Genomic DNA, 25,259 nt, shown 5'->3' on the forward strand with positions numbered 1-25,259 from the left:
CTCGCTCGGCAGTGCTCATTCAAAAGCGGGCCATCTACAGTGAGCGCATGTCCACGAGCGCACGTGTCCGAGCCGACGCGTGCCCTGGTGTTTTCGCCACGCACGACGCCGCGGACGGTCCGCTCGCCCGTATCCGGCTGCCCGGCGGCGCGATCACGCGAGCCCAGTTCGGGGCGCTCGCGGACGCCGCCGACGACCTCGGCGACGGCGCCCTGCACCTGACCTCTCGCGGCAACGTGCAGCTGCGCGGCGTCACCCGTCCCGGTCTCGCGGCCAGACTTTCCGCGGCGGGACTCCTGCCGTCGCCGTCGCACGAACGTGTCCGCAACATCCTCGCCTCGCCGGTGAGCGGCGTCGCCCAGGAACTCGCCGCCGCTCTCGACAAGGCCCTGTGTGCCGTCGCCGAGTTGGCCGAACTGCCGGGCCGCTTCCTTTTCGCCCTTGACGGCGGCCAAGGTGACGTCGCCGGAGAAGGCGCCGACGTCTGCTGGCGCGACGGCGCGTTGCTGCTCGCCGGTGAGGACACCGGCCTGCGCGTCCCCGCCGGGCATGCCGTCGAAGCGCTGCTCTCGGTCGCCGGCGCGTTCCTGCGGACGAGAGGAACCGCTTGGCGGGTCAGCGAACTACCCGACACGGGATCGCTGCTCGAAGGCGTACCAGACAAAACCGGGGAGCCGCGGAGGTTCGCGGTGAATCCCGGCCTCCCCGTCGGACCGATCGGCGAAGCGATCGTGGTCGCCCCCGTCTTCGGCAGGCTGACCTCGGCTCAGGCTCGGGCGATCGCGAAGGCCGGGGACGCCGTGGTCACCCCATGGCGGTCGATCCTGGTCCGCGGCGCCCTCGAAGCGGGCACGGGGCTGGTCACCGATCCGGGCGCGCCGTCGCTCGGGGTCAGCGCCTGCATCGGACGACCGGGTTGCGCGAAGTCGCTCGCCGACGTCCGGGCCGACGCGGCGAAGGTCGGCAGGACGCCGAGGGTTCACTTCGCCGGCTGTGAGCGGCGATGCGGGAAGCCCGCGCGCGAGCACGTCGACGTGCTCGCGACGGAGGACGGTTATCTGGTCGACGGGGCGTTCGTCCCGGTCGGCGAGCTAGCGAGGACGTTGGCGACGAAGGACAGTGCCGAATTGAAGGGACAGCAGTGATCGACTACATCCGGGACGGGGCCGAGATCTACCGGCATTCGTTCGCCACCATCCGCGAGGAGGCGGATCTCGCGATCCTGCCCGGCGACGTCGCGGTGCTGGCCGTGCGGATGATCCACGCCTGCGGGATGGTCGACCTGGTCGACGACCTCCGCTACAGCCTGGACGTGGTGGAATCCGGCCGCGCCGCGCTCGAAGCGGGCGCGCCGATCCTCTGCGACGCGAACATGATCGCCTCCGGGGTGACCCGCAAACGTTTGCCTGCCGCCAACGAGGTGCTGTGCACGTTGTCCGACCCGAAGGTGCCGGGGCTGGCGGAGCGGATGGGCACCACCCGGTCCGCGGCCGCGCTGGAGCTGTGGCGCGACAAGCTGCCCGGTTCCGTGGTGGCGATCGGCAACGCGCCAACCGCGTTGTTCCGGCTGCTGGAACTGCTCGACGAGGGGGTCGGTGCCCCGGCGGCGATCATCGGGGTCCCGGTGGGCTTCATCGGGGCCGCCGAGTCCAAAGTGGAGCTCGCGAAACGGGCACCCGCGCCGTATCTGGTGGTGCACGGACGTCGCGGCGGCAGCGCGATGGCCGTGGCCGCGATCAACGCGATGGCGAGTGAGGTCGAATGAGCGGGCTCGGGAAACTGTGGGGTGTCGGGCTCGGTCCCGGTGACCCGGAACTGATGACGGTCAAGGCCGCGCGGCTGATCGGCGAGGCCGACGTCATCGCCTATCACAGCGCGCGGCACGGCCGGAGCATCGCGCGTTCGGTCGCCGAGCCGTATCTGCGGGAGGGCCAGGTCGAGGAGAAGCTGGTCTATCCGGTCACCACCGAGACCACCGACCACCCCGGCGGCTACGAAGGCGCCATCGCCGACTTCTACGAGCTGAGCGCGAAACGGCTCGCCGAACACCTCGACGCCGGACGCGATGTCGTCGTGCTCTGCGAAGGCGACCCGTTCTTCTACGGCTCCTACATGTACATGCACGAGCGGCTCGCCGACCGCTACGAGGCGACCGTGGTGCCCGGCGTGACGTCGGTCAGCGCGGCGTCCTCGGTGCTCGGCCGCCCGTTGGTGCAGCGCGACGAGGTCCTCACCATCCTGCCCGGCACCCTGCCCGCGCCGGAACTCGCGCGGCGACTGGCCGACACGCAGGCCGCGGCGGTGCTGAAGCTCGGCCGCACGTTCGGCAACGTCCGCGAGGCGCTGGCCGAAGCCGGGAAACTGGACGACGCCTTTTACATCGAACGGGCGACCTGGCAGGCGCAGCGCGTCGAGCCGTTCGCCGACGTCGACCCGGAGTCGGTGCCGTACTTCTCGCTGGCGTTGCTGCCCAGCCCCGCTTACGCCTCCCGGCTCGCCGACGAACCGGAAACGCCCCGGGAGCGGGAAACGCACACCGGCGGTGAGGTCGTGGTCGTCGGCCTCGGCCCGGCGGGCCCCGGCTGGCTGACCCCCGAAGCGACCGAGGAACTGGCCGCGGCGGAGCACATCGTCGGCTACGGCCCGTACGTCGCGCGGGTGCCGCAGCGCGCGGGCCAGCAGCGGCACGCGTCGGGCAACCGCGTCGAGGCCGAACGCGCCGTCGAAGCGCTGGAGCTGGCCGCGAACGGCGCCAAGGTCGCCGTCGTCTCGTCGGGTGATCCTGGCGTGTTCGCGATGGCGTCGGCGGTGCTGGAGCAGGTCGCCGCCGGGCACGGCAAGGGTTCGCGGGTGCGGATCGTGCCGGGGGTGACCGCCGCGCAGGCGGCCGCGTCCCGGGTCGGCGCGCCGCTCGGCCACGACTACTGCGTGCTTTCGCTGTCCGACCGGCTCAAGCCGTGGGAGATCATCGAACGACGGCTCGACGCGGCGGGCGCGGCGGATCTGGTGCTCGCGTTGTACAACCCGGCGTCGCGCACGCGGACCACGCAGCTCGCGCAGGCCCGCGAAGTCCTGCTCCGGCACCGCGCGCCGGAGACCCCGGTCGTCATCGCTCGTGACGTCGGCGGGCCGGAGGAGGACATCCGCGTGGTCACCCTCGGCACCTTGGAGCCGTCGGAAGTGGACATGCGCTGCCTGCTGATCGTGGGTTCGTCGAAGACCCGCGCCGAGAACGGCGTCGTCTGGACGCCGCGCACCTACGAGTAACGGCCCAGCCCGGCGTTGCGTGCCTGGGTGAGCAGGACTTCGCGGTCGTCCGTGCCGACCTTGGCGTGGACGGCCGAGAGGACGTTGCGGACGGTCTTGGGCGCGAGCCCCAGCCGCCGCGCGACGGCCGGGATCCCCAGCCCGCCGGCCAGCAGGTCGAGCACCTCGTGTTCGCGTGCGGTCAGCTGCGGGAAGACCTGGATCGGCCGCGACGCGTTCAGCAGACCGTAGAGCCGGTTCGCGGCGTGCTCGCCGAAGACGACGGCGCCCGCCGCGACCCCGTGGATGGCGCGGACCAGGTCTTCGGGTCCCGCCGTCCTGGCCAGGACGCCGCGGGCGCCCGCGCGGATCGCGGCGACCCACGTCTCGTTGTCGCCGGGCGGGGTCAGCACGAGCACGGCGGTGCCCGGGAAGCGCGACGACACATCGCGTGTCACGGTGAGCCCGTCGAGTGAAGGCGGCCGAACGGGCAGGACGAGAACGTCCGGACGCAGGGCGGTCGCGTGCGAAATCGCTTCGCGTTCGTCGGGGGCGTGGGCGACCACGTCCAGCTCCGGGGACGCGGGCGGCTCGGGCACACCCGCGAAGACGACGGTCACCACTGGGGTTCGAATCGGCACGCCTCGGTTGTAGCGCAGAACATTTGTACAGTGTCCGGCCGTTTTCGGTGAACAATGTCCATTCCATAACGCTTCGACGATCAGGGGGGCCTGGTGCCGAGACGCGAGCGCCCGCTGGGGCCGGGCGACGACGTCGTCGTGAGCTTCGCGGCGGATCTTCGCCTGCTTCGCGAGAAGGCCGGCGGGCCGACGTACCGCGAACTTTCCTCGCGCGCGGGCTACTCGGCGGCCGCGCTCTCGGAAGCCGCGGGCGGACGGAAACTGCCGGGGCTCGCGGTGACGACCGCGTACGTCACCGCGTGCGGTGGTGACGTCCCGGCGTGGGAGGAACGCTGGCGCGCGGTCGCCGCCGGGCTCGCGGCGGCTTCCGGCGAACGTGACGACAGCGAACTCCCGTACCTGGGGCTGGCCGCGTTCCAGACCGCCGACGCCGCCCGCTTCTTCGGCCGTGAGCGATTGGTCGCCGAGCTGACCGGCAAGCTCGCGGAACGGCGGCTCGTCGGCGTCTTCGGCGCTTCGGGTTCGGGGAAGTCGTCCGTCCTGCGAGCCGGATTGGCGGCGGCGAGCGAACGCCCGGTCGTCATCCGGACGCCAGGAGCGTGTCCACTCGCGGAGGATCTCGACGCCGGGGGACGGCTGCTGATCATCGACCAGTTCGAGGAGGTCTACACCCTCTGCCGGGACCAGGACGAACGCGAGAGGTTCGTCGACGCGCTGCTCGCCCTCGCCCGTGACGGGCACGGGACGCGGGTCGTCCTCGGTGTCCGCGCGGACTTCTACGGTCACCTCTGCCGTCACGCCGGTCTGGTCGAGGCGCTCACCGACGCGCAGGTCATGGTCGGCCCGATGACCGCCGACGAACTCCGCACCGCGATCGTCGAACCCGCCGTCCGCGCGGGCTGCCGGGTCGAAGCGGCGCTGGTCACGACGCTCGTCGCCGACGCCACCGGCCAGCCGGCGATGCTCCCGCTGGTGTCGCACGCGCTGCTGGAGACCTGGCGGCGGCGGCAGGGGATCACGCTGAGCAGCGCGGCGTACGAGGCGGCGGGCGGGATCCTCAACGCGATCGCGCGGACCGCGGAGGCGGTCCACACGGATCTGGAGCCGGATCGACAGCGGGTCGTACGGCAGATCTTCCTGCGGCTGACCGCGCTCGGCGAAGGCACCGAAGACACGAAGCGGCGTCTCAACCGGCGCGAACTCGACGACGATCCGGCGACCACGGAGGTTCTCGAACGTCTCGCCGACGCGCGCCTGCTCGTTCTTGACCGCGACGGTGTCGAGATCGCCCACGAGGCGCTGATCCGCAGCTGGCCGCGGCTGCGCGACTGGCTCGCGGAGGACCGCGAAGGGCATCGCCTGCACCGGCAGCTGGCCGAGGCGACCGAGCTGTGGGAGTCGTTGGATCGCGACAAGGGCAGCCTCTACCGCGGCACGCGGCTGGGGCTCGCGGCCGAATGGGTTGCCAGGGAGCCGGACGCGTTGAGCGCGCGCGAGCAGGAGTTCCTCCAGGCCGGGCTCGACGCCGAAGCCGAAGAGACCGCTGTCGGCCGCAAACGGACGCGAAGGCTGCGAAGACTTGTCGCGCTCCTCGGCGTCTTGCTGCTCCTCGCGGGCGTCGCCGTCGGATACGCCGTCGACGCCGGGCGGACCGCCACCGACCAGCGGAACGTGGCGCTCGCGCGTAAGGCCGTCGTCGACGCGAAGGCGTTGCGGGAATCGAATCCGGCCCTGTCGACCCAGCTCAGCCTCGCCGCGTACCGGCTCGCGCCGATCCGGGAGACCCACGACGGCCTGCTCGCGTCCATGGCCGCGCCGTTCGCCACGCGGATGACCTTCGACCCGGGCGACTTGGCCGTCGTGCTGAGCGGACGGCTGATGATCACCTCCGACTCCTACCGGGCGACGCAGGTGTGGTCCATCGCCGATTCGCGGCGACCGGAGCTCCTCGCGACGCTGCCCGGTTCGGAGGAGGTCCGCGGACCGCTGGCGTTCAGCCGCGACGGGCGGGCCCTGGCGACCGCCACCCGGGACGGCCGGGCCCGGCTCTGGGATCTGACCGATCCGCGGCGTCCGGTGCGGAAGGCGGACGTCACCGGGCACCGCGCCGTCCTGCTTTCGCTCGATTTCAGCCCGGACGGCCGCCGTCTCGTCACGGGTTCCGTCGACCGCACCGTCCAGCTCACCGACGTCGGCGATCTCGGCGCGCCGAAACCGCTCGGCCGGATCCCGGCCCCCGGACTCGAACGCGCCGTGTTCAATCCCGACGGCACGATGCTCGCGGTCACGAACACGAACTGGACGGCGGAACTCTGGGACGTCACCACTCCGTCCGCGCCGCGACGGCGATCCGTCCTCTCCGGACACAAGGATCTGCAGCTCACGCCGTCGTGGAGTCCCGACGGAAAGCGGCTGATCACCACGAGCTGGGATCACACGGCGAAGCTCTGGGACGTCGCCGATCCGGTGGCACCGCGGCCGCTGTCGACGTTGACCACCCCGGCCGTGGTCTGGGCGGCCGGGTTCAGCCCGAGCGGCAGGCTGGTGGTGACCGCGGGGGACGACCAGTCCGTGCGCCTGTGGGACGTCACGGGGCAGGCGAAGGAACTGCCGCCGCTGACCGGGCACACGAACGCCATCTGGTGGGCCGGCTTCTCCCCGGACGGCAAGACCATCGTGTCCACCAGCGACGACCGGACCGTCCGGCTGCAGGACGTCGGCGAACTCGCGCTGGCCTCGAGCGCGGGCTGGAGCGCCGGCGCGTTCATCGAGCAGGGACGGATCCTCGTCACCGCCGGGGACGACGTGCGGCTCTGGGCGATGGACGACGTCCGCGCGCCGAGACAGCTCTCGAAACTCCCCGGCCCGGCCACCGTCACCGCCATCGCGCTGAGCCCGGACGGGCGCAGTCTCGCGCTGGCCGCGCACGACGGCGCCGGGGTCGCCGGAACGTTCGTGCTCCAGCGCTGGGACATCAGCGATCCGACGGCACCGAAACTCCAGGCGTCGACCGGTGTCCTGCCGACCTACTCGCTCGCGTTCAGCCCGGACGGCAAGACCTTCGCCTCCGGCCACGACGACGGGCCGATCCAGCTGTGGGACATCGGCGATCCGGCTCGGTTCGCCGCGCCGCGGGTCCTCCCGGTCGGTGACGGGACCGTCTGGTCGCTCGCGTTCACCCCCGACGGGCGGACGCTGGTGGCGAGCCAGGGGCTCGACACCTCCGCGGTGACGCTGTGGGACGTCGCCGACCCGAAACGGCCGAGTCTGGTGTCGACCCTGCGGCCCGACGCGGGTGCCCTGTTCAAGATGGCGCTCAGCCCCGACGGCCGCCTCGTCGTCGCGGGCGGCGACGACCGGCACCTCTATTTCTGGGACATCACCGACCGCGCGAACGCCGTGCGGCTGGCGAAACTGGGCGGGAGTCCCGAAGGCATCGGCCATCTGGCGTTCGGGCCGACCGGCAGGGAGCTGGCGGCGTCGGCCTTCCGCACGGTGCGCGTGCTGGATCTGACCGATCCGCGGAATCCGGTCGAAAAGGCACAGATCAGCGGCTTCGCCGCGACGGTCAACTCGCTGGCGTACCGGCAGGACGGGCGCACGCTCGCGATCGGCGGCGGCGGCGTCCAGCTGTGGCAGACGGACGTGGACCGGGTCGGCGAGGAGATCTGCCGTCTGGCGACGCCGAGGATCACGAGGGAAGAGTGGGAGAGGTACTTTCCGGGGCTCGACTACGCGCCGCCGTGCGGGGCGTAACTCCCTCCGTAATAAACATATAGCGCATAGGGGGACTTGCCACAAGACCCCGGTCATGCCTCAGACTCACTCGCCGTAGCCGAAACCTGGCGAAATGGGAGTCTGTGTCAACTCAGGGTCATGAAGAAGAGCTGCGGTCCGAACGCGAATACGTCGCCGGGCTCTACGCGCGCCTGGACGCCGAACGCGTGCGCGTGAAGGGCGAGTACCGGGCGGCGCTCGGGGGAACCGGCGGGACGGCCATGGAACGCGACGTCGAGGTGCGCGCGCTGGCCAGGGAGTCGCGCCGGCTGGACGTCGTGGACAACGGCCTGTGCTTCGGCAGGCTGGACAGCGCCGCGGGGGAGACCTCCCACATCGGCCGCATCGGTCTCTTCGACGAGGAAAACGACTACGAACCGGTGCTGCTCGACTGGCGGGCCCCGGCGGCGCGCCCGTTCTACACCGCGACCGCCGCGACACCGGAGAAGATGCGCCGTCGCCGTCAGTTCCACACGCACGGACGTGAGCTGCTCGGGTTCACCGACGAGGTGTTCGGCCGTCCTGGCGGTGACGCGGAAGGGGACGCGGCGCTGCTCGCGGCGGTCAACGCGCCGCGGGGCGAGGGGATGCGCGACATCGTCGCGACGATCCAGGCCGAACAGGACGAGATCATCCGGCACGAGCACCCCGGTGTGCTCGTGATCGAGGGCGGGCCGGGTACCGGGAAGACCGTGGTGGCGCTGCACCGCGTCGCGTACCTGCTCTACACGCAGCGCGAGCGGATGGAGCGTCACGGCGTGCTCGTCGTCGGGCCGAATCCGGCGTTCCTGCACCACATCGGCCGGGTGCTGCCGTCCTTGGGCGAGACCGACGTGGTGTTCATGACCACCGGCGATTTCGTGCCGGGCAAGCATGTCACCGCCGAGGACGGGCCGGAGGCGACGCGGCTCAAGGGCTCGCTGAAGATGCTGGACGTCCTCAAGGCCGCGGTCGCCGACCGGCAGCGGCTGCCGGAGGAGCCGGTGCTGATCGACCTGGCCGACGTCACCGTCCGGATCGACGCCGAGACCGCGGAATGGGCGAGGGACGAGGCACGCAAGAGCGGCCTGCCGCACAACGAGGCGCGCGGGACGTTCACCGACATCGTCACCTACGTCCTGACCGAGCGGGCGATCGCGCGGATCGGCCGCGGCTGGCTCAGCCGCGACGACCGTGACGAATGGGAGCGGCTGCGGAAGGACCTGCTCAAGGAACTGGCGGAGAGCGAGACGTTCACCGCCGCGCTCCAGGAACTCTGGCCGATCCTGACGCCCGAAAGCCTGCTGGGCTCGCTTCTCTCGTCGTCGGAACGGCTTCGCGCGGCCGGTGCCGACCAAGCGCTGCTGCGTACCGACGGGGAAGCCTGGACGGTGTCGGACATGCCGCTCCTCGACGAACTCGTCGACCTCCTCGGCCGCGACAAGCGGGCGGAACAGGCAGCCGAAATGGCGCTCGCGCGGGAGAAGAAGGCCGAGGCCGAGTACGCCGAAGGGGTGCTCGACACGATGAAGCTGGACCGCGAGGAGATGGACGAGGACGTCATGCTGTCCGCGGAAAACCTCCTGTTCGCCGACGAACTCGCCGACCGGTTCGTCGAGCACGACACGCGCAGCCTCGTCGAACGCGCCTCCGCGGACCGGGACTGGACGTACCGGCACGTCGTCGTCGACGAGGCACAGGAACTGTCCGAAATGGACTGGCGGGTGCTGATGCGGCGTTGCCCCAACCGGTCGTTCACCGTCGTCGGCGATCTGGCGCAGCGCCGGTCCGAGGCGGGGGCGCGGTCGTGGGGCGCGATGCTGGAGCCGTACGTGCCGGGCCGCTGGGTCTACCGGTCGCTGACGGTGAACTACCGCACCCCGGCGGAGATCATGGCCGTCGCCGCCTCGGTGCTCGCCGAGTTCGCGCCCGACGTCCGGGCGCCGGAGTCGGTCCGGTCCAACGGGGTCCGGCCGTGGGCGCGGCAGGTTGATTCCTGGGCAGCCGCCATCGAGGAGTTCGTCAAGGACGAAGCCGGTCGTGAAGGCACCAGCGTCGTGATCGGGCCGCCGGGCGTGCTCGGCACCGTGCCCGCCTCGGAGACGAAGGGACTCGAGTTCGACGCCGTCCTCGTCGTGGACCCGGCGCGGATCCTCGCCGACGGCCCGCGAGGCGCGGCTGAGCTCTACGTCGCCCTCACGCGCGCTACGCAGCGCCTCGGAGTCCTGCACGAGGGCCCGCTGCCGCCGGCGTTGGCGTGCTTGAACCCGTAACTCGCGTGATCAGACACCGCACTCGCGTGATTGGAGGCGTAACTCACGAGTTACGCCTCCAATCACGTGAGTTACGGGTTCAAGCACGCGAGTGACGCCTAGCGCGTCGGGTCCTTGCCGTTCGGCTGCCGTGGTCCGGGACCCGGCGACCACCAGCCGGGGACGACCTTCTCGCCGTGGACGATCGTCGGCGCGATCCCCTCGGTGAACGGTTCGACCTGCAGCAGCTGTCCCCAAGACTGGCTCGGCTGGCCGATCAGGTAGCTGGGCACCTCGGGTTCGGCGGCGACCTCTTCGAGCCAGCCGATCGGGCCGCCGTTGGTGCTGGACGCCCAGTTCGCCTCGTCGGCGACGGCGCCGGCGGTGATCCGGTATTCGGGCATCTTCGAGATGCCGTCGTGCGACGTCACCGGCTGCACGCACGGGTACACGAACGACGCGGGCCAGTCGACGTACACCGGTTTGCCCGCGATCTTCTCCGTCAGCGTGGTGAACGTCGGCACGCGGGGCGCCGACGCGGCGATCCAGCCGTCCTCGGTGAGGTCGTTGTCGACGATGTTGATCCGCACGGACGTCGTCTCGGCGGGGAGGTCGCGCAGGTTGATCCGGGTGTCGTTCCAGCCGTTGGTCCCGGCGCCCGGCGGGAGCACGAACTGGCTGCGGACGACCTTCACACCTTCGCTGGTGTTCACGCCGTAGTCGAGGCTGACCGATGTCGGACGCCGCGCCGCACCCGCGGTGGCGACCACGATCTGGCCGTCGGCGGGCTTTTCCGAGAGGGCGTACCAGTCGCTGCGCAGCCGCCCGGCCCGCGTTTCGGGGTCGAGGAAACTGCTCCACATCGGCACTTCGTCCGGTTTGAAGCCGTGCGGCGGTTCGGCGAGCGGGTCCTTGTCGTCGATCGCGCGGGTGTGGAACCCGGTCTGCACGCGGCCGTTGTCCTGTTCCGGATCGGGCAACGGCGGCGGGGTCTGCCCGGCGGGCGGCTCCTCTTTCTTCACCGGCACCGTCCGCTGTTCGGGCTGCGCCCGCAGGATGCTGGTGGCGGCGTCCCGTTCCACCATCACGTGGTCGGAGAGGTTGCAGCTCTTGCCGGACAGATGCCCGAAGTTCGCGGCGCCGAGGCTGTAGGAACCGGCCTGGTTGTGGATCGCCCACGCCATGCTGACGAATTCACCCGTGGCCATCAGACCGCAGACCACCACCAGCGAAAGCGACCCGAGCCGCAGCGAGCGGCTCCGCCCTTCCTGTGGCACGGCCTGTAGCCCTGGCCGATGCGCGCGGACGTTCTCCACGAACGCGTACACGCCGGAGATCCCGGCCGCGATGAGCAGGATCGTCGACAGCGGGATCCCGCCGATCGAGGGCGCCACCGCGGTCCACTGCACGCCGAGTTTCGAGACGAACCAGAAAGAGTTCGGTCCGGTCGCGGCCAGCGCGCCGACCACCAGCAGACCGGCGAGGAACGCCGCCCGGTTGCGCCTGGACCGCAGCACGGTCGAACTGGTCGCCAGCGCGGTGAGCGCCGCCATGGCCGCGCCGACCGCGGCGAACGCGCCGAAGTGGTGTGTCCACTTGGTCGGGGTCAGGGCCAATAGCAGGAAGAACAGCGCGACCGTGCCGATCAGGCGGCGGCTGGGGCCGAGCGCGGCGCCGGGGATCCGGCCGCGGCGCAGCAGCACCACCAGGCAGGTTCCGACACACAGCAGCACCAGCAACACGGGGAACCGGCGCGACACGGAACCGTCCGGCAGGCTTTCGAAGAGCAGTTGGTAGCGCGCGAGCTCCTGGAACCACGACAGGTTCGGGCCGACCTGGGTGCGGATCCGGGTCGCCTCCTGCACGGTGGCGAAGGTCTGGTCGGCGAACACCACGACCAGCACCAGCAGCCCCGCGGCCAGCACCGGCGCGAGCACCGGCAGCCAGCCGTTCTCGGCGCGCTGGCGGACCAGTTTGAACAGCGGGCGGGCGGCGACGAGGAACGGCGCCACCGCGATCAGCCCGGTCGGCGTCGCGGCCAGGGTGAACCCGGCCGCGGTGAGCCCGAGGGCGAGCGGCAGCAGACGGCGCGTCACCAGCGCGCGCTCCACGGCGCAGATCGCCAGCAGCGAGCCCAGCGCGGCGACCGGTTCCGGCCGGACGCCGTTGTTGTACGGCATCCACCAGACCAGGAAGACCGCGGCGGCGGCCCAGCCCGCGGCGCGGCTCGTCCGGACCTGGGTGCCAAGGCGCGGCATGACCTCGCGGCTGATCAGCAGCCAGCTCAGCACGCCGAGCAGGAACGACGGGAGCCGGATCCACGGCGGCACCGTGCTGACGTGCGCCATCAGCTGATACACGTGGTAGAACCAGCCGAACGGCGCCTCGGCGACGCCGAACCAGCGGTGGTAGTTGGTGAGGTAGCCGGTCTCTTCGGCCACTCTCGACATCGTGAGGATGTAGCCGTCGTCGGAGGTCACCGGGCCGATGAAGACCCACGCGCCGAGCGCGACGATCACCGTCGCGTCGCGGGCGGTCAGCCGCCACCAGCCGATCGGCGCCCAGCGCGGCGCGCGGCGGGCGAACCCGGAGTCCATCCGCCACACCGCGATCAGGCAGCCGATGAACGACAGCGCCGCGATCAGGCCGATGATCCACTTCAGCAGGGTCGGCGAGGTCTGGTAGCGGGTGTCCGGGACGACCGAGACGCCCACGCCGGCGATCGGGTCCTTGCCCGCGTTGATCGACGAGTAGATGCCGACCAGCCGCGGCCGGACGTCGCCCTCGGCGTGGAACACCACGGTCTCGGCGATGCTCAGCGTCATCTGGTTCGCGTCCGCACGGAGCTTGACGTCGCAGTTCTGCTGTGACGTTGACTGAGGGGGTAGCGGCTGCTGCACGATCTGCTGGCCCTGGCTGACGGCGAGCAGCACGCCGTTGTCGATGCGCAGCTGGAGGCCGACGCCCTTGCCCGCGCGTGGGTCGGTGCGGCCGTCGGGCACGGTGGAGAACAGCAGTGCCTGTCCCTGCGAACGCGCGTCCAGCGACCGGACGGTCGTGCACGGCAGATCGACGCGCAGGTCCTGCGCCCAGTACCCGGTCAAGGGCGCGTTGACGGAGCGGGTGTCGCCGCCCGTTGGCCAGACGACCTCCGCTGTGTCCTGCACCACCGGCAGGAAGGGGAAAGCCAATGCGCACAAGGCGGACAGCAACCCCAGCGTGACAGCGATCAAACGCATCGGCGCAACGCTAACGGGTCTGGTCCGAACGGCTTACGCAGGGCTGCCCTTCTCCTGGGCACCGATCCAGCCGACAGCGTCCTGAACTGTCGTTACGCTGGCCGTTTCGGGTCGCCGAGGCCGGCGGACGACGACCGCCGGGAGGCCGAGCCCGCGGGCCGCGGTGAGCTTCGCGGCGGTCATCGTGCCGCCGCTGTCCTTGGTGACGAGGACCTCGACGCCGTGCCGTTCCATGAGCGCGCGTTCCCCGTCCACCGTGTACGGCCCCCGGTCCAGCAGGACTTCGTGACGGCGGGGGAGCGGTGCCTCTGGCGGGTCGACGCAGCGGATCAGGAACCAGAGATCGAGCCCGGCGAACGCGGCGAGCCCTTGACGGCCGCTGGTGAGGAACACGCGTTCGCCGAGCGCCGGGAGCAGCCGCGCGGCGTGGCCGAGGTCGTCGGCCCAGTGCCAGCTGTCGCCGGGCTGTTCGGTCCAGCCGGGCCTGGCGAGCCTGAGCAGCGGCGTTCCCGTCGCGCGGGCGGCTTCGGCCGCGTTGGCGCCGATGCGTTCGGCGAAGGGGTGCGTGGCGTCGATCACCGCGTCGACGTCGTTCTCGGTCAGCCAGCGCGCGAGACCTTCCGGGCCGCCGAAGCCGCCGACGCGGACTTCGCCGTCGGGCAGCTTCGGTCGTGCGACGCGGCCTGCCAGCGACGAGACGACGTGCTCGCCACGAGCCACGAGCTCCTTCGCGAGGTCGCGTGCTTCGCCGGTTCCGCCCAATATCAGCAGCTTCATCGCGCCACAGCCGCGCGCCACCGTTCCAGCGTGCGCAGGTTGGCGAGCGTTTCCGCCCAGGTGAGTTCGGGCGCCTGACGGTCTTCGAGGTGCGCGGCGACGTGGTCGGCCTCGCGAGCAAAGAGGCCTTGAGTCGCTTCGACCTCGATCACCTCGGGCTCGCCGCCTTCCGGCGTGAGGACGATCTGCGACGTCTTCGGCTTGCGCATTTCGTGGATCCACGCCGGTTTCGGCACGTACAGCTGCCCTTGCGTGCCGTACACGCGGATGTGGTCGTCCTGCGTCAGCTGGAAGCCGCATGCCAGCTGCGCGAGGATCCCGCCGGGCAGCCGCAGCAGTCCGAACGCGACCTCGTCGATGCCGTTCTCGTCGAGCTTGGCCATCCCGAGCACCTCGTCGGGCTCGACGACGTCCTGCCCGGTCGCGGCCTGCGAGACCAGCCGCGCGAGCGAGGTGCAGTAACAACCGACGTCGAAGATCCCGCCTCCGCCCAGCGCGGGATCGGTGAGCCGGGGGACGGCGAAGTTGTAGCTGAAGGCGACGTCCACGGCGCGGACCTCGCCGATGGCGCCGCACGAGATCAGCTCGGCCAGCCGCCGGATCTGCGGATGCAGCCGGTACATGAACGCCTCCATGAGGAAGATGTCGTTGGCGCGGGCCGCCTCGATGACCTTCTCGGCTTCGGCGACGGACACGGTCAGCGGCTTCTCGCACAGGATGTGCTTGCCCGCTTCGGCCGCACGGATCGCCCACTCGCCGTGCAGCGGATGCGGCGTCGAGATGTAGACCGCGTCGACGTCCGGATCGGCGAGCAGGTCTTCGTAGGCGCCGTAGCACTTCGGGATCTCGAAGCGGCTCGCGAACTCGGCCGCCCGATCACCGGACCGCGCGGCGACGGCCTCCAACACGCCGTGCTTGCTCTCTTCGACGCCCGCCGCGAACTCGGCGGCGATGGTTCCGGCGGCCAGCAGGCCCCAGCGAAGGTTCTTCACAGCGACTCCGGTTGGTTGGCGCGATCACGGGTGGCCGAGTACAGGAAACTGTCGGGAAACCCTTCGGCGGCAAGGACTTCCCCGACGAAGATCATCGCGGCGCGGCTGATCCCGGCCTCACGGGACTGCGCGGCGATGGTGCCGAGCGTCCCTCGCAGCACCTGCTCACCGGGCTGACTCGCCAGCGCGACCACCGCCGCCGGACAGTTCTCTTGATAGAAGGGCCGCAATTCGTCGACTACTTGCTCGATGCGGTTGATCGCCAGATGCAGCGCGAGCGTGGTGCCGGTGCGGGCGAAGTTCGCCAGCGTTTCACCCGGTGGCATGGCCGTGGACCGGGCCTGCGCGCGCGTGATGACCAGGCTCTGGCCGATCTCGGGCACGGTCAGTTCGCGTTTGAGCAGCGCGGCCGCGGCGGCGAACGCGGGCACACCCGGCGTGACGTCGTAGGGAACGCCGGCCGCGTCGAGACGGCGCATCTGCTCGGCGACCGCGCTGTAGATCGACGGATCACCGGAACAGAGCCGCGCGATCTCGTGGCCGTTCCGGTGCGCGTCGACCATGCGCTCGACGATCGCGGGCAGATCGAGATTCGCGGTGTCGATGAGCACCGCGTCGTCCGGGCAATAGGCGAGCAGGTCCGTAGGCGTCATGCTGCCGGGGTACAGGCAGGTCTCGCAGCGCCCGAGCAGGTCACGGCCCCGGACGGTGATGAGGTCGGCCGCGCCGGGACCGGCGCCGATGAAGTGCACTGTCACGCTTTGCTCCACTGTGTGACGACCCGCGCCGGGGTCCAGCCGGTGAATCCGCCCAGCGGCGCCGCCTGTTCGACGGCGACGCGGATCAGCTCCCCGCCGTGTTCGCCGTACGCGCGGGCCAGTGCCTGTTCGGATTCGAGGGTCACGCCGTGCGCGACGATCCGCGCGCCGGTCGCCAGGCAGGCGTCCAGCACACCGGGCACGGTCAGCCCGCCGCCGACGAAGATCGCGTGCGGCCTGGCCAGTCCTTCGAGTGCTTCCGGCGCGGGGCCGATGACCACGTCGAGTTCGGGGACCCCGAGCGCGTCCGCGTTCCGGGTGATCCGGGCGGCCCGCTCCGGGAGGCGCTCGATCGCGATCGCCCGGTTCAGCGGATGCGCCCGGGACCACTCGATCCCGACGCTGCCCGCGCCCGCGCCGACGTCCCACAGCAGTTCGCCGGGTGACGGCGCGAGCCTGGCCAGCGCGGACGCGCGAAGGTCGCGTTTGGTGAGCTGCCCGTCGTGCTCGAAGGCGTCGTCCGGGAGACCGGTCAGCGGCAGTGCGGGCCCGTCGGCCTCGATGGCGAACACGGTCAGCGAGCCGGGTCCGATCCGTTCGTCGGGGCCGCCGAGGTCGGACAGCGCGGTGACGCGGCTCTTGCCGTAACCGCGGGCTTTGAGCAGGTCGAGCAGGTCTTCGGCGTTCGCGCCGAGGACGAGGATCTTCCGGCCGGGCGCCAACGCCCGGCTCACCCGGCCGATCGCGCGGCCGACGACGGTGACCACCTCGGTCTCCTCCGCCGACCAGCCGAGCCTCGCGCGGGCGAGCGTCACCGAGGAGAGCGCGGGCAGGATCTCGACGTCGTAGCCGCGCTGGACGAGCGTCGTGCCGATGCCGGACAGCAGGGGATCACCGCTGGCCAGCACGCAGACGCGGCCTTCCCGTCCGGCGAGGAACTCGTCCAGTCCTGGCAGGAGCGGGCTGGGCCAGGGTTCGCTTTTCATCCCGGCGGGCAGGTACGCGAGCTGACGCGGCGCGCCGACGACCACGTCCGCGTTCACCACCGCTTCCCTGGCCTGCGAGGACAGACCGGGCCAGCCGTCGGCTCCGATCCCGACGACCGTCAGGGGTGATTTTTCGCGCACGCTCGTCACGTTAGATGACGGAATTCCTATGCGATGATCGGCCGGAGGTCGTCGACGATGAGGGAGTGCTGTGAAGCCGTACCCGTTCACCGCCGTTGTGGGGATGCCGGATCTGCGCCTGGCGCTGGTGCTTTCCTCCATCTCGCCCGCCGTCGGCGGGGTGCTGGTGCGCGGGGAGAAAGGCACGGCGAAGTCGACGATGGTCCGCGCGCTGGCCGGTCTGCTGCCCGGCGTCGACGTCGTGGACGCGTGCCGGTTCTCCTGCGATCCCGTCGAGCCTGATCCGGCCTGTCCCGACGGCCCGCACGCCGAGGGCTCGCCCGCGCACCGCCGTCCCGCGCGGCTCGTGGAGTTGCCGGTCGGCGCGGCTGAGGACCGCGTGATCGGCTCGCTGAACCTGGAACGCGCGCTGGCCGACGGCGTCACCGATTTCCAGCCCGGTCTGCTCGCGTCCGCGCATCGCGGCCTGCTGTACGTGGACGAGGTCAACCTCCTGCACGACCACCTGGTCGACACGCTGCTCGACGCCGCCGCCATGGGCCGCGCGACTGTCGAGCGCGAGGGCGTTTCGGTCTCGCACGCGGCCCGGTTCGTCCTCATCGGCACGATGAACCCCGAGGAAGGCGAACTGCGGCCGCAGCTGCTGGACCGCTTCGGGCTCACCGTCGAGGTCGCGTCCAGCCGGGATCCCGAACTGCGGGTCGAGGTCGTCCGGCGACGGCTGGCCTACGAGGCGGATCCCGACGGTTTCGCCGGCCAGTACGCCGCGGCCGACGCCGAACTCGCCGCGGACATCGAGGCGGCGCAACGACTTCTGCCGTCGGTCAAGCTGCCGGACGACGCGCTGCGGCAGATCGCCGAGGTGTGCGCGTCCTTCGAGGTCGACGGGATGCGCGCGGACATCGTGACCGCGCGGACGGCCGTCGCGCACGCCGCCTGGGCCGGTCGCACCGAGGTGACCACCGAGGACGTCCGGGTCGCGGCACGGCTCGCGTTGCCGCACCGCCGTCGCCGGAATCCCTTCGACGCGCCCGGGATCTCCGAGGAACAGCTGGAGCAGGCGTTGCAGGACGCCGAGCCGGAAGGTCCGGGCCCCGACGACGACGGCCCCGGTTCCGGTGCACCGCCTGAGGGTGGCGAAACGTCGGGCCCGCCGCCGTCGGAAGGCGGCGAGGAGCCCTCGGGCGGTGGCCAGAGCGGCGGCGAGCAGAAGCCGGTCGGCGCCGGGGAAGCCTTTCGTGCCAGGCGTTTCGAGGTGAAGGGCACCGGCGAGGGCGCCGCTGGCCGCCGGTCCCGCGCCATCACCACCAACGGCCGGACCATCGGCGTCCAGCCCGCCGGGACGAAGGACGGGCATCCGCATCTGCTCGCGACCGTACGCGCGGCCGCGCCGCACCAGCGGTCTCGCGGTCGCAGCGGCGCCGGACTCGTCGTACGGTCCCAGGACCTGCGGTTCGCGCGGCGGGAAGGGCGCGAGGGCAACCTGGTGCTGTTCTGCGTCGACGCGTCCGGCTCGATGGGTGCGCGGCAGCGGATGCGCGAGGTCAAGACCGCCGTGCTGTCCCTGCTGCTCGACGCCTACCAGCGACGCGACAAGGTGGGCCTGGTGACCTTCCGGGCTGCTGGTGCCGAACTCGCGCTCCCGCCGACGATCAGCGTCGACGCCGCGGCGTCCCGTTTGGACGGTCTCGCGACCGGCGGCCGGACCCCGCTGGCAGAAGGACTCCTTGAAGCGGCGCGGGTTCTGCGGATCGAAGCGGTCCGTGATCCGCTGCGGCGGCCGCTGCTCGTCGTCGTCACCGACGGCCGCGCGACCAGCGGCGCCGACGCCGTCCAGCGCGCGAAGCAGGCGGCAGGGCTGCTGGCCGGGAACGTGACCTCGGTCGTGATGGACTGTGAGAGCGGGAAAATGCGCCTCGGGCTCGCCGCCGAACTGGCGGAACACCTTGGCGCGGAACACGTCCCGGTCGCCGAAGTCGCCGCTGACACACTGGCGGGCGCTGTCCGCACACGTATTTCCGGGAGGGCCGCGTAATGCCGCAGGGTAAACCGGAAACGGTGCCGAACGACGGGCTCACCACCCGTCAGCGCCGCAACCGCCCGCTGCTCGCCGTGCACACCGGCGAGATGAAGGGGAAGTCCACAGCCGCGTTCGGCATGGCGTTGCGCGCGTGGAACCAGGGCTGGTCGATCGGCGTGTTCCAGTTCGTCAAGTCGGCGAAATGGCGCGTCGGCGAGGAAGCCGCGTTCCGCGCGCTCGGCAAACTGCACGACGACACCGGCCAGGGCGGCCCGGTCGAATGGCACAAGATGGGCGAAGGCTGGAGCTGGGCGCGCAAGTCCGGTTCCGAAGAGGACCACGCCGAGAACGCCCGTGAGGGCTGGGCCGAGATCAAACGCCGTCTGGCCGCCGAAACCCACGACTTCTACGTACTCGACGAGTTCAGCTACCTGCTCAAATGGGGCTGGCTCGAAGTGGACGACGTCGTCTCGACGCTGACCTCGCGCCCCGGTCACCAGCATGTGGTGATCACCGGCCGGTACGCGCCGCCGGAGCTGATCGAAGCGGCGGACCTGGTCGCCGAGCTGACGAAGGTGAAGCATCCGATGGACGCCGGGCAAAAAGGCCAGCGAGGCATCGAATGGTGAACCGCGTGGTCATCGCCGCGCCCGGTTCCGGGCACGGCAAGACCACGATCGCCGCGGGGCTGATGGCGGCCTTGCGGGCGCGGGGGCTGAAGGTGTCCGGGCACAAGGTCGGCCCCGACTTCATCGACCCGAGTTACCACGCCCTCGCCACCGGACGGCCGCCGCGCAACCTCGACCCGTTCCTCCAGGGTGAGGACCGGCTGATTCCCTTGCTGCGGCACGGTTCCGCCGGTGCCGACATCGCGATCATCGAAGGCGTGATGGGCCTGTTCGACGGGGCGCTCGGCACCGAGGGCTACGCGTCGACGGCGCATGTCGCGCGGCTGCTGGACGCTCCGGTGGTGCTCGTCGTCGACGCCTCGGCCGCGTCGCGCAGTGTCGCCGCGACCGTGCTCGGGTTCGCGCAGTACGACACGCGCGTCCGGCTCGCCGGCGTCATCCTCAACAAGCTGGGCTCGCAACGGCACGCGGACGAGATCGTCACCGCGCTGGAAGCGACCGGCGTCCCGCTGCTGGGAACGTTGTACCGCAACGAAGAGATCCACGCGCCCAGCCGTCACCTCGGCTTGGTGCCGGCGGCGGAACGGGCGAGCGAGTCGGCGCGGCTGCTGCCGGAACTGGCCGCCTGGATCAGCGAGGGAGTGGACCTCGGCGCGGTCGTGCAGGTCGCGCGCTCGGCCTCCAGGCTTTCCGGGGAGCCTTGGCGCCCGCCGCTTTCCCATGACGGACGGCGTTCGGTCGTCGCCGCCGCGGCCGGTCCCGCGTTCACCTTCCGCTACACCGAGGCCGTCGAACTGCTCGCCGCCGCAGGCGTCGACGTCGTCGAGGTGGATCCGTTGCAGGACAAGGAACTCCCCGAAGGCTGCGCCGGGCTGTATTTCGGCGGCGGCTTCCCCGAGGTGCACGCCGAAGAGCTGTCGGCGAACCTCCCGTTGCGGACGGCGATCGCGCGAGCCGTCGGCGACGGAATGCCCGTCGTGGCGGAATGCGCGGGACTGCTGTATCTGTGCCAGGACATCGACGGCTTGCCGATGGCCGGCGTCCTCGACGCGTCGGCCACCATGACCAAACGCGGGAAACTCGGCTACCGCAAGGCTTTCGCGCCCGCGGACAGCGTGCTGGCCGTCGCGGGGCAACGCGTCACCGGCCACGAATTCCACCGTACGATCGTCGAACCCGGCAGTGGCCCGACCCCGGCCTGGGGCTGGGACCGCACGCCCGACGGCTTCGCGTCGGCGTCACTGCACGCGTCCTACCTGCACGTCCACTGGGCGGGCTACCCCGAACTCGCCGAACGGTTCGCCGCCGCGGTGCACGACCATGGCTGACTACGACCTCTGGCACCACGGCGATCGCGAGGTCGGCGAGGGGCTCGTCGATCTGGCGGTCAACGTCCGGCTCCCGGCGCCGCCCGCGTGGCTGCGCGCCGAACTGGCGGTGGCCCTTGATGACCTGGCCGCCTACCCGGACGTCACCGCCGCTGTGATGGCGGTGGCCCGGCGACATGGTCTGCCGGAGTCCCAGGTGTTGGTGACCTCGGGCGCGGCCGAGGCCTTCACGTTGCTGGCCACGGCGTTGCGGCCCGCGCACGCCGTGGTCGTGCACCCGCAGTTCACCGAACCGGAAGCCGCTTTGCGCGCGGCCGGACATCGAGTGCACCGGGTCCTGTTGGCGCCTGACGACGGTTTCCGGCTGGGCGGCGTCCCGGACGAAGCGGACCTGGTCTTCGTCGGGAACCCCACGAACCCGACTTCGGTCCTGCATCCGGCCGCGGACCTGCTCGCCCTCGGTCGCCCTGGCCGCCTGGTCGTCGTCGACGAGGCATTCCTCGACGCCGTCCCCGGCGAGACCGAAAGCGTTGCGGGACAACCCGGTTTCGCCGTCCTCCGCAGCTTGACGAAGACCTGGGGCATCGCCGGACTACGCGCCGGATACGTCCTGGCAGACGAGTCCATTGTGGACAGACTGCGCGCGGTACAGCCGCCGTGGTCGGTGTCGTCCCTCGCCGCCGTCGCCGTGGTGGCGTGCTGCCGCCCGGCGGCGCTGGAGGAAGCCGAAAAGCTGGCGGTCGCGGCGGAGTCGGACCGGGAGTACCTGGTCTCGGGCCTGACCGGGTTGGGTGTCGAGGTGCTGGGGGAGCCGCGGGGGCCTTTCGTGCTCGTCCGGCTCCCCGGCGCTGACGGCGTCCGGGAACGGTTGCGGGCGAAGGGTTTCGCCGTCCGGCGGGGGGACACCTTCCCGGGGCTGGACGCACGGTACCTGCGGATCGCGGTGCGGGACCGGGAGACGGTGGACGCGTTCCTGGCCGCGTTGGTCGGGTTGGTCGTGAGTGGCGATTCGGGTTATTGAGGGGTAGGGCAAAGTCGAGATGTGTCGCGAAAGCCGCTTTCGCGACGCCTGGGGTCGCGAAAGTGGCTTTCGCGGCACGGTCGCCCACGGCCGCGAAAGAATCCCCGGACCCGACACCTTTGCCTTACCTCTCAATAGAACCCTGTTCTAGGTACCTACGGCGGGTGAGTCGGGACCGCAGGTCCGTGAGGGACTCCTTCCCTACCCTCAGGGGAGCGAAGGGGCCCTTCGCTACATGCTGGGCTGAGCTCGGCCCGAGCCGAGGCGGACCCGCTGCTGCGGGCGGGCAGGAACGCGACCTTGAGCCTCGGCACTACAGCGACAGCGCGTGAAGGACCCCTTCCCCAGTACATGAAGGGGTCCTTCATGTACTTCAAACCAGGCATCACGCAAAAAGCGCCGCAGGTCACGCAGTAGGTACCTAAGAGAAGCCCCGCCCGGCGAGCGAAGTGGTTGGATGGGCCGGTGAACTTCGTGATCGGCGTCTTTGATCTCTTCGCCTACACCATCCCCGGCGCGTTGTACGTCGCGTTCTTCGGCTACCTCGGGGCGAAACTCCACATCCTGACCGCGGCGAGCATCGGCGGCGTGCCCACCGTCGTGCTGGTCGTCGTGATCGTGGTGCTGAGCTTCCTGCTGGGCTATTTGGCCTACCCGCTCGGTGAAGCGCTGGAGCGGATCGTGCCGCGGAGGCGGACCAGGAACGCGGCCCAGGAGTTCGTCCGCCGGATGCCCGCGGCCAAGGACCGCCCGTTCCTGAAGGAGAGCCCGCATCTCCTGCTGTGCGCGCTGCAACTGCACGACAAGGAGGTCGCGGTCGACGTCACGCGGTTGCGCGCGTCCGGGCTCATGGTGCGCAACTGCGCGCCGCCGTTGCTGTTCGGAGCGGTCGCGGCGATCGTCGAGATCTTCGCCGGGAAGCATCCGTTCATCGCCGCCGGGCTCGCCGCGCTGTTCCTGTTCGCGTCGCTCACGTTGGTTTCGCAGGGCCGAAAGCTCGGTCTCTGGGCCGGGATGAAGACTCTCGAGCTGTGCTTCTGGCTACCGGACATCGACGAGAAACTGGCGGCTCCTCAGAAGGACACAGCCAGCAAGACCCCCGCGACGGCGACCTCGACACAACCCCCGAGCACGTCCCCGGTGACCCCGCCCAGCCGCTGAACGCACCGCGCCAGCAGCGCCGACGCGGCCAGGTATCCCAGCGTCACCGCGATCAGCCCTTGCCACCACGGGAGTACCAGTGCCGCCGCGCCCGCGAGCACGGCGAACACCACCGCCGCCGTCCACACCGGCACCGAGCCGGCGACGGTCGCGCCCAGCCCTTCCGGCCGGGCCGAGGGGACGCCGCGCGCGCAGCACAGCGACAGCACCCCGCGTCCGGCGACGACCGCGATCGCGACCGCCGCGACCCCGTGTCCGGCCGAGATCGCCCCGGCCAGCGCGCCGACCTGCACCAGCAGCGTCAGCACGAGGGTCGCGATCCCGGTCGGCCCGGAGTCCCCTCGCCGCATGACCTCCAGCGCGCGTGCGCGGTCGTACGAAGCGCCGAGTCCGTCGGCGGTGTCGGCGAGCCCGTCCAGGTGGAGCCCGCGGCTGCCCAGCGCGACCGCGCCCACCGCGAGCGCAGCCGACGCGAAAGCGGGCAAGCCGATCAGTTCACCCAAGAAGACGATCACCGAAGCGACGGCGGCGAGCGGCAGGACGGCCAGCGGGCCGAGCACCATCGCGCCGCCCGCCACCCGCCGGTCGATCAGGCCCGGTGCCGGCACCCGGACCGTGGTCAGGGTGCCGACGGCCATCTTCAGTGCGTCGGCGATCAAGCCAGATCCGCCAGCAGGCCCATGTCCGCGAGGATCGCCCGCGCCGCCCTCAGCGTCGGCACCGCCTGCACGGCCCCGCTGCCCTCGCCGAGCCGCAGCCCGAGGTCGAGGATCGGCTCCAGCCCGAGTGCCTTCAACGCGAACGCCTGCGACGGCTCGGTCGACCGGTGCCCGGCCAGCCACCACTGCTCGGCACCCGGCGCGATCTCGCGGGCGACGAGCGCCGCGGCCCCGGAGAACACACCGTCGAGCAGCACCGGAACCCCGCGGACCGCGGCCTGCACGAGGAAACCCGCCGTCGCGGCGAGACAAGCGCTGCCGAGCGCGGTCAGCATCGTGAAGGGGTCTTTCACCGCACCGGCCCTGATCAACGCGGCCTCGACGACCGCGAGCTTCCGTGCCCGCCCGTCCTCGTCGATCCCGGTGCCCGTACCGACGACGTCTTCCGGGTAAAGGCCGAGCAGCGAGGCGACCACGGCCGCGCAGATCGTCGTGTTGCCGATCCCCATGTCGCCGGGGATGAGCAGATCCGCGCCGCCGTCGATCTCCTCGTCGGCGATCGCCAGCCCGTGCTCGAACGCCGTACGCGCCTCGCCCTCGGCGAGCGCGTCCTCGACGTCGATCGAACCGGAACCCCGGCGGACCTTGTGCGCGGTGACCTCGGCCGGCACGTCCGCGCCGTCCCAGTCCACCGCGATGTCCAGCACCCGCACCTTCGCTCCGGACAGCTTGGCCAGCACGCCGACGCCACTCTTCCCGGCCAGGAACACCCGGACCATCGCCGCGGTGACCTCACGCGGATACGCCGACATGCCGGAAACCCCGTGGTCCCCGGCGAACACGACCACCCGGACGTCGTCGAGCGGCCGCGGCGGGACGACGCCGTGCGCCGCGCTGAGCCAGGCGGCCAGATCTTCGAGCCGCCCGAGCGAACCCAGTGGCTTGACCAGACCGTCGAGTCTGACGCGCGCCGCGGCTTCGGCGGCGGCGTCCGGGGTGGCGATACGCATGGCGACTCCTAGGGCAGGTCCAGCATCCGTCCGGCGACGACCAGCACGGTCCGGTCGGACACGGCGGACACCCGGTTGTTCAACGCGCCCAGCACATCACGGAACACGCGTCCGGACACCGTCGCGGGCACCACACCGCTGCCGACCTCGTTGCTGACCGCGATCACCGGCACGCCTGCCTGCGTCCACGCCGCCAGGAAGTCCTCCAGCCGCTCGTCGAGCCGCCGTTCCCAGCCGTCGCGCTGCTCCCAGGCGCCGACCTCGTCGAGCACCCGGCTGATCCAGGTGCCGAGGCAGTCGATGAGCAGCGGATGCGTCGCCGTCCGCAGCACCGTGGCCAGGTCGGTGGTCTCGACCGTCTTCCAGTTGGCCGGTCGCCGCGCCCGGTGCGCGGCCACGCGAGCGGCCCATTCCGGGTCGGCGGCGCTCGGCGGCAGGCCGGGCGCGATGTAGGTCAGGTGCGGGTGGCGGGACGCGAGCCGCTCGGCGTGGTGTGACTTCCCAGAGCGGACGCCGCCCAGTATCAGCACCTTGCCGTCGTCGCGCGAATAGCGGCGAAGTGCCCGCGCGAGAGTCTCCAGGACCCCCGCGAGGCGATGCGTCAGCTTGGTCATACCCCGCATTCTCGTGCACGCGCTACCGT

Annotated in this window: 19 protein-coding genes; 10 read left to right on the forward strand and 9 right to left on the reverse strand. The window is 71.2% G+C overall.

From position 1 onward, the window contains the following. The first annotated feature begins 47 nt into the window (after positions 1-47). The 3 genes from ACLJO0_RS40615 to ACLJO0_RS40625 are packed head-to-tail and all read left to right on the forward strand — an operon-like array spanning position 48 to position 3,267. Entirely contained in the window at positions 48-1,145 is a 1,098-nt protein-coding gene (locus ACLJO0_RS40615) for a precorrin-3B synthase (RefSeq protein ID WP_410585209.1), read from the forward strand. Further along, positions 1,142-1,765 (forward strand): precorrin-8X methylmutase, encoded by a 624-nt coding sequence (locus ACLJO0_RS40620; protein WP_125797065.1) that lies wholly within the window; start codon positions 1,142-1,144, stop codon positions 1,763-1,765. The genes ACLJO0_RS40615 and ACLJO0_RS40620 overlap by 4 nt, the downstream gene beginning before the upstream one ends. Next, on the forward strand, positions 1,762-3,267 hold the full coding sequence (locus tag ACLJO0_RS40625) for a precorrin-2 C(20)-methyltransferase (protein WP_410585211.1): 1,506 nt from the start codon (positions 1,762-1,764) through the stop codon (positions 3,265-3,267). Before ACLJO0_RS40620 ends, ACLJO0_RS40625 begins: the two co-directional genes overlap by 4 nt. Here the strand turns inward: ACLJO0_RS40625 and ACLJO0_RS40630 are convergent. Then, entirely contained in the window at positions 3,258-3,887 is a 630-nt protein-coding gene (locus ACLJO0_RS40630; protein ID WP_410585213.1) for a response regulator, read from the reverse strand. The genes ACLJO0_RS40625 and ACLJO0_RS40630 overlap by 10 nt on opposite strands. Before the next feature lie 93 nt (positions 3,888-3,980). Here ACLJO0_RS40630 and ACLJO0_RS40635 point away from each other — a divergent pair, with 93 nt between their 5' ends. Beyond that, on the forward strand, positions 3,981-7,643 hold the full coding sequence (locus ACLJO0_RS40635; RefSeq protein WP_410585215.1) for a hypothetical protein: 3,663 nt from the start codon (positions 3,981-3,983) through the stop codon (positions 7,641-7,643). Positions 7,644-7,747: 104 nt separating this feature from the next. After that, positions 7,748-9,916 (forward strand): RNA polymerase recycling motor ATPase HelR, encoded by a 2,169-nt coding sequence (gene helR / locus ACLJO0_RS40640; RefSeq protein WP_410585217.1) that lies wholly within the window; start codon positions 7,748-7,750, stop codon positions 9,914-9,916. A 98-nt stretch (positions 9,917-10,014) separates the two neighbouring features. Here the strand turns inward: helR and ACLJO0_RS40645 are convergent, their stop codons facing one another. From ACLJO0_RS40645 to cbiE, 5 genes are read right to left on the reverse strand one after another with little or no spacing between them, the layout of a single operon-like run. Continuing rightward, the gene (locus ACLJO0_RS40645; RefSeq protein WP_410585219.1) at positions 10,015-13,134 is read right to left on the reverse strand and encodes an arabinosyltransferase domain-containing protein; all 3,120 of its coding nucleotides are present in this window, start codon (positions 13,132-13,134) and stop codon (positions 10,015-10,017) included. A gap of 33 nt (positions 13,135-13,167) precedes the next feature. Continuing rightward, positions 13,168-13,911 carry a cobalt-precorrin-6A reductase gene (locus ACLJO0_RS40650; protein WP_410585373.1) on the reverse strand — a complete coding sequence of 248 codons (744 nt, stop codon included), beginning with the start codon at positions 13,909-13,911 and terminating at the stop codon, positions 13,168-13,170. Continuing rightward, positions 13,908-14,903 (reverse strand): Gfo/Idh/MocA family protein, encoded by a 996-nt coding sequence (locus ACLJO0_RS40655; protein ID WP_410585221.1) that lies wholly within the window; start codon positions 14,901-14,903, stop codon positions 13,908-13,910. Before ACLJO0_RS40655 ends, ACLJO0_RS40650 begins: the two co-directional genes overlap by 4 nt. Continuing rightward, positions 14,900-15,661 (reverse strand): precorrin-4 C(11)-methyltransferase, encoded by a 762-nt coding sequence (gene cobM, locus ACLJO0_RS40660; RefSeq protein WP_410585223.1) that lies wholly within the window; start codon positions 15,659-15,661, stop codon positions 14,900-14,902. The genes ACLJO0_RS40655 and cobM overlap by 4 nt, the downstream gene beginning before the upstream one ends. Then, a complete protein-coding gene (gene cbiE / locus ACLJO0_RS40665; RefSeq protein ID WP_410585225.1) occupies positions 15,658-16,797 on the reverse strand; it encodes a precorrin-6y C5,15-methyltransferase (decarboxylating) subunit CbiE in 1,140 nt (379 codons plus the stop codon). Before cbiE ends, cobM begins: the two co-directional genes overlap by 4 nt. A 61-nt stretch (positions 16,798-16,858) precedes the next feature. Here cbiE and ACLJO0_RS40670 point away from each other — a divergent pair, with 61 nt between their 5' ends. The 5 genes from ACLJO0_RS40670 (at position 16,859) to ACLJO0_RS40690 (ending at position 22,947) form a co-directional block, all read left to right on the forward strand. Next, positions 16,859-18,823 carry a putative cobaltochelatase gene (locus ACLJO0_RS40670; protein WP_410585227.1) on the forward strand — a complete coding sequence of 655 codons (1,965 nt, stop codon included), beginning with the start codon at positions 16,859-16,861 and terminating at the stop codon, positions 18,821-18,823. Continuing rightward, positions 18,823-19,437, forward strand: coding sequence for a cob(I)yrinic acid a,c-diamide adenosyltransferase (gene cobO, locus ACLJO0_RS40675; RefSeq protein WP_410585229.1), 615 nt, complete (start codon positions 18,823-18,825; stop codon positions 19,435-19,437). The genes ACLJO0_RS40670 and cobO overlap by 1 nt, the downstream gene beginning before the upstream one ends. Then, positions 19,431-20,765, forward strand: coding sequence for a cobyrinate a,c-diamide synthase (locus ACLJO0_RS40680; protein ID WP_410585231.1), 1,335 nt, complete (start codon positions 19,431-19,433; stop codon positions 20,763-20,765). The genes cobO and ACLJO0_RS40680 overlap by 7 nt, the downstream gene beginning before the upstream one ends. Further along, the gene (gene cobC / locus ACLJO0_RS40685; protein WP_410585233.1) at positions 20,758-21,786 is read left to right on the forward strand and encodes an Rv2231c family pyridoxal phosphate-dependent protein CobC; all 1,029 of its coding nucleotides are present in this window, start codon (positions 20,758-20,760) and stop codon (positions 21,784-21,786) included. The genes ACLJO0_RS40680 and cobC overlap by 8 nt, the downstream gene beginning before the upstream one ends. Positions 21,787-22,251: 465 nt before the next feature. Next, positions 22,252-22,947 carry a hypothetical protein gene (locus tag ACLJO0_RS40690; RefSeq protein ID WP_410585235.1) on the forward strand — a complete coding sequence of 232 codons (696 nt, stop codon included), beginning with the start codon at positions 22,252-22,254 and terminating at the stop codon, positions 22,945-22,947. Here the strand turns inward: ACLJO0_RS40690 and ACLJO0_RS40695 are convergent. From ACLJO0_RS40695 to ACLJO0_RS40705, 3 genes are read right to left on the reverse strand one after another with little or no spacing between them, the layout of a single operon-like run. Then, positions 22,860-23,606 carry an adenosylcobinamide-GDP ribazoletransferase gene (locus ACLJO0_RS40695; protein ID WP_410585237.1) on the reverse strand — a complete coding sequence of 249 codons (747 nt, stop codon included), beginning with the start codon at positions 23,604-23,606 and terminating at the stop codon, positions 22,860-22,862. The two genes, ACLJO0_RS40690 and ACLJO0_RS40695, sit on opposite strands and share 88 nt — an antisense overlap. After that, positions 23,603-24,616, reverse strand: coding sequence for a nicotinate-nucleotide--dimethylbenzimidazole phosphoribosyltransferase (gene cobT, locus ACLJO0_RS40700; RefSeq protein ID WP_410585239.1), 1,014 nt, complete (start codon positions 24,614-24,616; stop codon positions 23,603-23,605). The genes ACLJO0_RS40695 and cobT overlap by 4 nt, the downstream gene beginning before the upstream one ends. Positions 24,617-24,624: 8 nt before the next feature. After that, positions 24,625-25,230: a bifunctional adenosylcobinamide kinase/adenosylcobinamide-phosphate guanylyltransferase gene (locus ACLJO0_RS40705; RefSeq protein WP_410585241.1), complete on the reverse strand. Its 606-nt coding sequence runs from the start codon at positions 25,228-25,230 to the stop codon at positions 24,625-24,627. Positions 25,231-25,259: the final 29 nt, after the last annotated feature.

This window comes from Amycolatopsis sp. lyj-108, from assembly GCF_046549005.1.
Taxonomy (GTDB): Bacteria; Actinomycetota; Actinomycetes; order Mycobacteriales; family Pseudonocardiaceae; genus Amycolatopsis.

Bases quoted from the DNA above. Each gene is read 5' to 3' on its own strand.
- ACLJO0_RS40615 (WP_410585209.1), top strand. From the start codon at position 48: ATGTCCACGAGCGCACGTGTCCGAGCCGACGCGTGCCCTGGTGTTTTC.
- ACLJO0_RS40625 (WP_410585211.1), top strand. From the start codon at position 1,762: ATGAGCGGGCTCGGGAAACTGTGGGGTGTCGGGCTCGGTCCCGGTGAC.
- ACLJO0_RS40645 (WP_410585219.1), bottom strand. From the start codon at position 13,134: ATGCGTTTGATCGCTGTCACGCTGGGGTTGCTGTCCGCCTTGTGCGCA.
- ACLJO0_RS40650 (WP_410585373.1), bottom strand. From the start codon at position 13,911: ATGAAGCTGCTGATATTGGGCGGAACCGGCGAAGCACGCGACCTCGCG.
- cobO (WP_410585229.1), top strand. From the start codon at position 18,823: ATGCCGCAGGGTAAACCGGAAACGGTGCCGAACGACGGGCTCACCACC.
- ACLJO0_RS40680 (WP_410585231.1), top strand. From the start codon at position 19,431: ATGGTGAACCGCGTGGTCATCGCCGCGCCCGGTTCCGGGCACGGCAAG.
- cobC (WP_410585233.1), top strand. From the start codon at position 20,758: ATGGCTGACTACGACCTCTGGCACCACGGCGATCGCGAGGTCGGCGAG.
- cobT (WP_410585239.1), bottom strand. From the start codon at position 24,616: ATGCGTATCGCCACCCCGGACGCCGCCGCCGAAGCCGCGGCGCGCGTC.
- ACLJO0_RS40705 (WP_410585241.1), bottom strand. From the start codon at position 25,230: ATGACCAAGCTGACGCATCGCCTCGCGGGGGTCCTGGAGACTCTCGCG.